This is a genomic window from Rhodococcus sp. UNC363MFTsu5.1, from assembly GCF_000686785.1.
GTDB classification, from domain to species: Bacteria; Actinomycetota; Actinomycetes; order Mycobacteriales; family Mycobacteriaceae; genus Rhodococcus_G; species Rhodococcus_G maanshanensis.
Map to the genome: position 1 here is coordinate 1 of NZ_JMLO01000051.1, position 8,401 is coordinate 8,401.

The following is an 8,401-nucleotide window of genomic DNA, read 5'->3' on the forward strand; positions in this document are numbered from 1 at the left end:
CCGTCGGCGCAGGCCTTCCACGAGGAGACCGTCGCCAAGCTCGATGCCCTGCACAGCTACGACTGCCTGCGCGCGAACAAGTCGATGATGGCCTGGGGTGTGGAGGCGCGGGTGCCGTTCCTGGACCTGGAGTTCCTCGACACCGCGATGAGCATGGACGCCGCCCACAAGATGGCAGGCGGGGGCCGGATCGAGAAGGCCGTCATGCGCGAGGCGTTCGACGGGGCCCTGCCCGAGCAGATCCTGTGGCGGCAGAAGGAACAGTTCAGCGACGGCGTCGGCTACGGCTGGATCGACGGACTCAAGGACCACGCCGAGGCCGTGGTCACCGATGCCGAGCTCGCGTCCGCCGCGCAACTGTTCCCGCACAACACGCCGGAGACCAAGGAGGCCTACCTCTACCGGCGGATCTTCGCCCAGCACTTCCCCGGCGAGGCCTGCGCGGCCACCGTGCCCGGCGGCAAGTCCATCGCCTGCTCCACCCCCGCCGCACTCGAGTGGGACCCGGAGTTCGCCGCGATGGCCGACCCCTCCGGCCGCGCGGTGCAGGGCGTGCACGAACAGGCACTCGCCCGATAGCCGGAAGCGCACGCGGTTGCGGGTGAGCCCGCGAACCTCGACCCCGGTCACCCGCACGGATCGGTGCGGGCGGCCGGGGTCGAGGGGTATGGGGGGGTCTCGGCGCCCCGGGTCGCTCAGGTGCCGCGTCCCGCCGTGAGGGACGTCTGGGGCCGCCATGAACGCTGGACCCGACGTGGGGCGGGCGGCTCACGTATCTTGTCACTCTGGATCGCACTGTGCGATGGTCAGGCCGAATGGTGCCGGGGGGGGATCGGCGTGGCTTTGGCTCGATAGCTTCGGAGTACGTTTTGTCGGATTTCCCCCGGTCGATCGCCGCGCTGGCGAAGGCTCGCCCCGGCGGTGTCGTCGCGCGTGTCGGCGATGTGTCGGTGACCTATCGGGAGCTCGACGATCGCCTGCAGCTGCTGGCAGGGGCGTTGGCGGATCGAGGCATGGATGCCGATGCCGTCGTGGCCGTGGTTCTCACCGGACTCGTTCCGACGATCGTGGGTGCCGAGGGTGGGGTCGGTGCCGTCCTCGATCGGATCAGGGACGACGTACGAGCCCTCCAGCCCGAGCACGGCGGTCCCGACGCCCAGATCGACCGGACGTTGGTCGCGGTGTTCGACGCGCAGGTGGGGCGGACACCGAACGCGACCGCACTGGAGTTCGACGGCGTCGCGTGGACGTACGCGGAGTTCGACGGACGGGTGAACCGACTCGCCCGGCTCCTCATCGCCCGAGGTGTGGGGCCGGAGACAACGGTTGGGCTCGGGTTTCGTCGGTCCCTGGAGATGATCGTGGCGATGTACGCCATCGTCAAGGCAGGCGGCGCCTATGTTCCGATCGACCCCGATCATCCGGAGGAACGGGTCGCGGATGTGCTCGCGACTGCGGCCCCGGTCTGCGTGCTGACCCGGTCGCGGGAGGAGATGATCTGGCCGGCAGGCACGATCGTGATCGACCTGGACTCGACCGACACCGCGGGGTTCTCCGCGGACCAGATCACGGACATCGACCGGCTTCGGCCGTTGCGACCGGCCAATCCCGCGTACGTCATCTTCACCTCGGGTTCGACCGGACGGCCGAAGGGCGTGACGGTTCCCCATTCTGCGGTGGTCGGGCTCATCGAGCGCAGGCAGGCGCTGTACGAACTCGGAGCGCACGACCGGGTGCTCCAGAAGACGCCCGTGACCTTCGACGCCTCTGTGCGTGAGCTGTGGTGGACGCTGGCGTCGGGAGCCAGGCTGGTACTGGCGGATCCCGAGGGCCACCGGGATCCTCGCTATCTCGCCGAGGCCATCGACCGGCACGGCATCACCGTGATGCATTTCGTTCCCTCGATGCTCCAGGTGTTCGTGTCCTCGCTGAAACCCGGTGAAGCCATCTCCCTGCGCGAGGTGTTCAGTGGCGGTGAGGAGATGTCGCCCAGGTTGCTGGCGGAGGTACGCGGCGCCCTGCGTGCCCGGGTGAACAACGAATACGGGCCGACCGAGTTCACGGTGTCCGGCACCAGGCACGAAACCACCGCTGCGGACGAGGACGCAGACCGGGTGCCCGTCGGTCGGGCATACGCCGGGTTGCAGGACTATGTCTTGGATCGTCGTCTCCGCGAGCTGCCGGCAGGAATCGCGGGCGAGCTGTACCTCGCGGGTCCCCAACTGGCTCGCGGCTATCTCGGGCGCTCCGATCTCACGGCGGCGAGGTTCGTGGCAAACCCGCGGGGTCTTCCCGGGGAGCTGATGTACCGCTCGGGAGACGAGGTGCGCCGTCGGGCGGATGGGAGCCTGGAGTACCTGGGGCGCACGGACTTCCAGGTGAAGATCCGTGGTTTCCGGATCGAACTCGGGGAGATCGAATCCGCGATGCTCGCGCACCCGTCGGTGGCGCAGGCGGTCGCGCTGGTCCGGGAGGACGTGCCAGGAAATCAGCAGCTGGTCGGCTACACGGTCGCCGCCGTCGGGGAGTCGGTCGACAGCGATGAGTTGCGCGCGTTCCTGGGCCGCTCACTGCCCGAGTACATGGTGCCGATCACCGTGCTGACGCTCGCTGAGTTTCCGATCACGGTGCACGGCAAGCTCGATCGGAAGTCGCTGCCCAGGCCGGACTTCGAATCCGCACCCGGCGAGCACGGCGAGCCGTCGACCCTGGCCGAGGTGGTGGTCGCGCGGATCTTCGGCGAGATCCTCGGGGTCGAACGGGTGGCAGCCCTGGACTCCTTCTTCGATCACGGCGGCAACTCGCTGTCCGCGGCGCGAGTGGTGGCCCGGGTCAACGCGGCACTCGGCAGCGACGTGAGCCTGCGAGAAGTGTTCGACGCGCCGACCGTCGCCGGGCTGGCCGCCCTGGCGTCGGCTCGGGCCGATGGCGCACGCCGTCGGCCCGAACTGGTCGCCGGGCCGCGCCCTGATCGGGTTCCGCTGTCACTCGCGCAGGCCCGGATGTGGTTCATCAACCAGTTCGACACCTCATCGCCCGCATACAACCTCCCGCTCGGGATCCGGCTGGCCGGAGAACTCGACCACGAGGCGCTGCGGACCTCGGTCCTCAGCGTGTTGGGCAGGCACGAGTCGCTGCGCACGGTGTTCCCGGACGACGGCGATGGTCCCCGGCAGGTGGTGATCCCGGTTGCCGGGGTCGATGTGGATCTCCATCCGATTCGGGTTGCGGACGAGGCGGATCTGCGCGGCAGGCTCATCGAGCAGGCGGCGGCCGGATTCGACGTGACGATCCAGGCCCCGGTGCGGGTGCGACTGTTCGAACTGAGTCGGGGCGAGCACGTGCTGCTGTTCCTACTGCACCACATCGCGGCCGACGGCGTCTCGATGGCGCCGCTCGCGCGTGAGGTGGTGGCCGCCTATACGAGCGTGGTGGCGGGCGGCAGGCATGACCCGGAGCCGCTCCCTGTGCAGTACGCGGACTACTCGATTTGGCAGCGCGAGTTACTCGGCAGCGAAGAGGACCCGGAATCCCTTCTCTCCCGCCAGGTCCGGTACTGGCTCGAGGAGCTGTCCGGCATCCCCGACCTGCTGCCGCTCCCCACCGACCGCCCACGCCCGGCCGCCGCCTCGCTCGAGGGTGGGCGGGTCGAGTTCGAGGTCGGGCGGGACCTGCACCGCCGCTTGTCGGCGTTGTCCCGCGAGCATGAGGCGACCATGTTCACCACCCTGCACGCCGCCTTCGCCCTGCTGCTGTCGAAGGTCTCGGGCACCGACGACATCGTCATCGGCACGCCGACGGCAGGCCGCGGGGAGCACGTACTCGACGACCTGGTTGGGATGTTCGTCAACACGCTCGCCCTGCGAACCGTGCTGGACCAGTCGGTGTCGTTCGCCGAGTTACTCCGCAGCACAAGGGAATCGGACATCGGCGCGCTGGCACACGCGGAGGTGCCCTTCGAGCGACTCGTGGAGGTCCTTGCGCCGGAACGGTCCACAGCGCACTCGCCGATCTTCCAGGTCGTGCTCGCGCTGGAAAATGCTGAGCCCGCGGTACTGGAGTTGCCCGGTCTGGTGGTGAGCGAGGTCGATCCAGGGATCGCGTACGCGAAATACGATCTGCAGCTCTCGCTGGGGGAACGGGCCGACCGATCGGGGATCGCGGGCACCTTCGTCTATGCCACGGACCTCTTCGACGAGTCGACCGTGCGCATCCTCGCCGCACGGTTCGTTCTGCTGCTCCACGCGGTGGCGCAGGATCCATCGGCCCCGATCGGTGACATCGAGGTGATGGACGCCCGGGAGCGCGCGGCGCTGTGTCCGGTCGCGGGCCGCACCGCGGAGCCGCCGGTCACCCTCGCCGAGCTGTTGTCGACGGCCGTCGCCGAGCCGACGGCGCCTGCACTGGAGTTCGGATCCCGCACCGTGGCCTACGGCGAGCTCGATGCCCGCTCGAACGCCCTGGCGCGCTTGCTGATCGCGCGTGGCATCGGTCCGGAGTCGTTCGTCGCGGTCGCCATGCCCCGATCGGTCGAGTCGATGCTGGCGCTCTGGGCGGTGGCCAAGGCCGGCGCCGCCGTCGTGCCGATGGACCCAGCCTACCCGGTCGACCGCCTCGGGCACATGCTCGCCGATTCGGGGGCGGCGGTCGGCCTCACCCTGGCCGCGCACGTGGCCGGGTTGCCAGACGCGAACTGGGTGACGCTCGACGACGAGGCCGTCGCGCTGGAGTGGGCGGCGCTCTCGACGGCGCCGGTCGGCGACCGGGACAGGTGCGGTGTCACACACCCGGCCCAGCCGGCGTACATGATCTACACCTCCGGCTCGACCGGGGTACCCAAGGGCGTGGTGGTCACGCACCAGGGCATCGCCGGCTTCGCCCTCGAGCAGCGGCAGCGGTACTCGGTGACGGCCTCGTCGCGGGTGCTGCACTCCTCGTCACCGAGTTTCGACGCGTCCATCCTCGAGATCCTGATGGCGACGGCGGCAGGCGCGGCGCTGGTGATCGTCCCCCCTGGCGTCTACGGGGGCGGTGAGCTGGCGGACATCATCGATCGGCAGCGGGTCACACATGCCTTCATCACCCCGTCCGCTGCAACCGCGCTCGCGCCAGACGGTCTCGATTCGCTGCGGGTGGTCGTGATGGGCGGCGAGGCGCTGAGCGCGGACCTGGTGACTCGCTGGGGTGCGGATCGGGGCCTGTACAACGCGTACGGGCCGACCGAGATGACCGTCATGGTGTCGGCCAGTGCCGCGCTCGCCCCCGGCGGGGCGGTGACAATCGGCGGCCCGATCCGCGGCGTGACCGCGATGGTGCTCGATCGGCGGCTTCGTCCAGTGCCGGTCGGGGTGGTCGGCGAACTGTACGTCGCGGGTCCGGCGATGGCGCGGGGCTATCACAACCGATCGGGTCTGACAGCGGATCGCTTTGTGGCGAACCCGTTCTCGTCGACCGGTGCACGGATGTACCGGACGGGCGACATGGTGCGGTGGCTCGCCCCCGCGGCAGGGGGTAGGCCGTCGGATCTGGAGCTCGAGTACATCGGACGCGGCGACTACCAGGTGAAGATCCGTGGCTTCCGCATCGAACTCGGTGAGATCGACGCGGCGTTGACCGCGCACCCGTCGGTGGACTTCGCGGTGACGGTGGGCAGGCCGGCCCCGTCGGGGGCGACGGTGCTGGCCGCGTACGTGGTGGCCACGGCGGGGGAGTCGGCGGACCCCGAGCAGTTGACCGCGTTCGCAGCCAGGTCCCTGCCCGCGCACATGGTTCCGTCGGTGGTGACGGTGCTGGACGCGATCCCGTTGACGGTGAACGGGAAGCTCGACCGCGGTGCGCTGCCCGTGCCGGAGTTCGTGTCGACGGCGTTCCGCGCGCCGTCGACGCCGGTAGAGGAGATCGTCGCGGGGACGATCTCGGAGGTGCTCGGCCTTCCGCGAGTCGGGTTGGACGACAACTTCTTCGACCTCGGCGGGAACTCGCTGATCGCGACTCGGGTGGCGGCGCGTCTGGGTTCTGCACTGGGCGTCACGGTTCCGGTTCGCCTGTTGTTCGAGTCCCCGACGGTGGCGGCGCTCGCGGTGCGGATCGAGCGGGACTCCGGCACGGCGCGCGCGGTGTTGGTGGCCGGGCCGCGCCCGGATCGTATTCCGCTGTCGCCGGCACAGCAGCGGATGTGGTTCCTGAACCGGTTCGATCCGGGGTCGGCCGTGAACAACATCCCGGTCGTGGTGCGGCTGTCCGGTGCGCTCGACGTGACGGCCTTGCGTGCCGCGGTTCGCGACGTGTTCGAACGGCACGAGTCGTTGCGCACGATGTACCCGGAGTCGAGCGACGGTCCGGCGCAGGTGATCGTCCCCGCGGCATGGGTGGTCCCGGACCTGGTGCCGATCGAGGTGTCGACAGGCGACCTGTCCGATCGGGTGGCCGACCTCGTCACAGCGGGTTTCGACGTGGCGGCCGAGGTTCCGGTGCAGGCGGCACTGTTCCGGGTCGCAGGCGTGGAGCCTGCGGAATGCCAAGGGGATGCGGGCGTGGAATGCCCGGAGGAGGCCTCGACCGAGCACGTGCTGGCGATCGTGGTGCATCACATCGGTGCTGACGGCTTCTCGATGGGGCCGCTGACGCGCGATGCCATGACCGCCTATGTCGCGCGGACGAGGGGCGAGGTACCGGTGTGGTCGCCGCTGGCCGTGCAGTACGCCGACTTCGCGTTGTGGCAGCGCGAGGTTCTCGGTGACGAGTCCGATGCCTCGTCGCTGGCGGCGCGGCAGCTCGGGTACTGGCGCGGCGCGCTGTCCGGGCTGCCGGCACAGCTGGATCTGCCGTCGGATCGTCCGCGTCCGGCGGTCCGGACGCACGCGGGTGCCCGGGTGGACATCAGCATCGGCGAGGGCACCCGAGATGCCCTTTCCGATTGGGCCGCAGAGCACAACGCCTCCCTGTTCATGGCGGTGCACGCGGGTCTCGCAGTGTTGTTGAGCAGGCTCAGCGGCACCTCCGATATCGCGGTCGGCACACCAGTGGCCGGTCGCGGCGAGGCCGAATTGGACGATCTGGTCGGCATGTTCGTCAACACCCTGGTGCTGCGGACGCCGGTCGAGGGGGCGGACTCCTCGACGGCACTACTGGCGCGCGTGCGTGAATCGGATCTGGGGGCGTTCGGGCACGCGGAGGTGCCGTTCGAGCGCGTGGTGGAGGTGCTGAATCCGGAGCGGTCCATGTCGAGGCACCCCCTCTTCCAGGTGATGCTGTCGTACCAGAACATCGAGCAGCCGGACCTGGAGCTGCCGGGTCTGCACGTCACGGGGGTCGGCGTGCCGGTCGAAGTGGCGAAGTTCGACCTGCAGGTGACGGTCGCGGAACAGGCGGACGCGGGCGGACTGTCGGTCTCCTTCGGGTACGCGACGGATCTGTTCGACCGGTCGACCGTGGACGGATTCGCGCATCGGTTCGCCCGGATTCTCGACGCCATGGCAGCCGACCCGCAGTGCCCGGTCGGCGACATCGACCTGGTCGGAGAGTCGGGTCGCGAGATGATCCTGGGCGAGTGGAACGCCACCGCGCATCCGGTGGTGCCGCAGACACTGGTCGATCTGTTCGACGCTCAGGTTTTGCGGTCGCCGGGTTCGGTCGCGTTGTCGTTCGATGGTGAGTCGGTGACTTATGCGGAGTTCGATGTTCGGGTGAATCGTCTTGCGCGGTATCTGATTTCGGTTGGTGTGGGTCCGGAGTCGTTGGTTGCGTTGGCGATGCGTCGGTCGGTCGATCTGTTGGTCGGTGTGTATGCGGTGGTCAAGGCCGGTGGTGCGTATGTGCCGGTGGATCCGGATCAGCCGGCGGATCGGATTGGGAACATCCTCGAGACCGCGGCGCCTGCGTGTGTGCTGTCGACGTCGCGGGATGGGTTCACGGCTGCGGGGGATAGTTCTGTCCTGTTGATCGATGCGTTGGATCTGTCCGGGGTCGATGGTGGGCCGGTGTCGGATGTGGATCGGTTGGCGCCGTTGGTGCCGTCGAATACGGCGTATGTGATCTTCACGTCGGGGTCGACGGGTCGGCCCAAGGGTGTGGCTGTGTCGCATGCGGCGATCGTGAATCGTTTGGTGTGGATGCAGGGCGAGTACGGGCTGACTGCTGATGATGTGGTGTTGCAGAAGACTCCGGTGACGTTCGATGTGTCGGTGTGGGAGTTGTTCTGGCCGTTGCAGGTTGGTGCTCGGATGGTGATCGCGGTGCCGGATGGGCATCGGGATCCGGTGTATCTGGCTCGGGTGATTGCGGAGGAGTCGGTGTCGACGGCGCATTTTGTGCCGTCGATGTTGGCGGTGTTCGTGGCGGAGCCGTCGGTGGTGGAGGCGTCGTCGTTGCGGCGGGTGTTCGCTTCGGGTGAGGCGTTGCC

General features: G+C 68.8%; 2 protein-coding genes. Both read left to right on the forward strand.

What is annotated here, in order from left to right:
• On the forward strand, positions 1-579 hold a 579-nt coding region (locus BR31_RS0124755; protein WP_027501643.1), incomplete at its 5' end, for an asparagine synthase-related protein.
• 290 nt (positions 580-869) lie between these two features.
• Positions 870-8,401, forward strand: a 7,532-nt coding sequence (locus tag BR31_RS30050) for a non-ribosomal peptide synthetase (RefSeq protein ID WP_051637728.1), incomplete at its 3' end; no start/stop codon positions are given.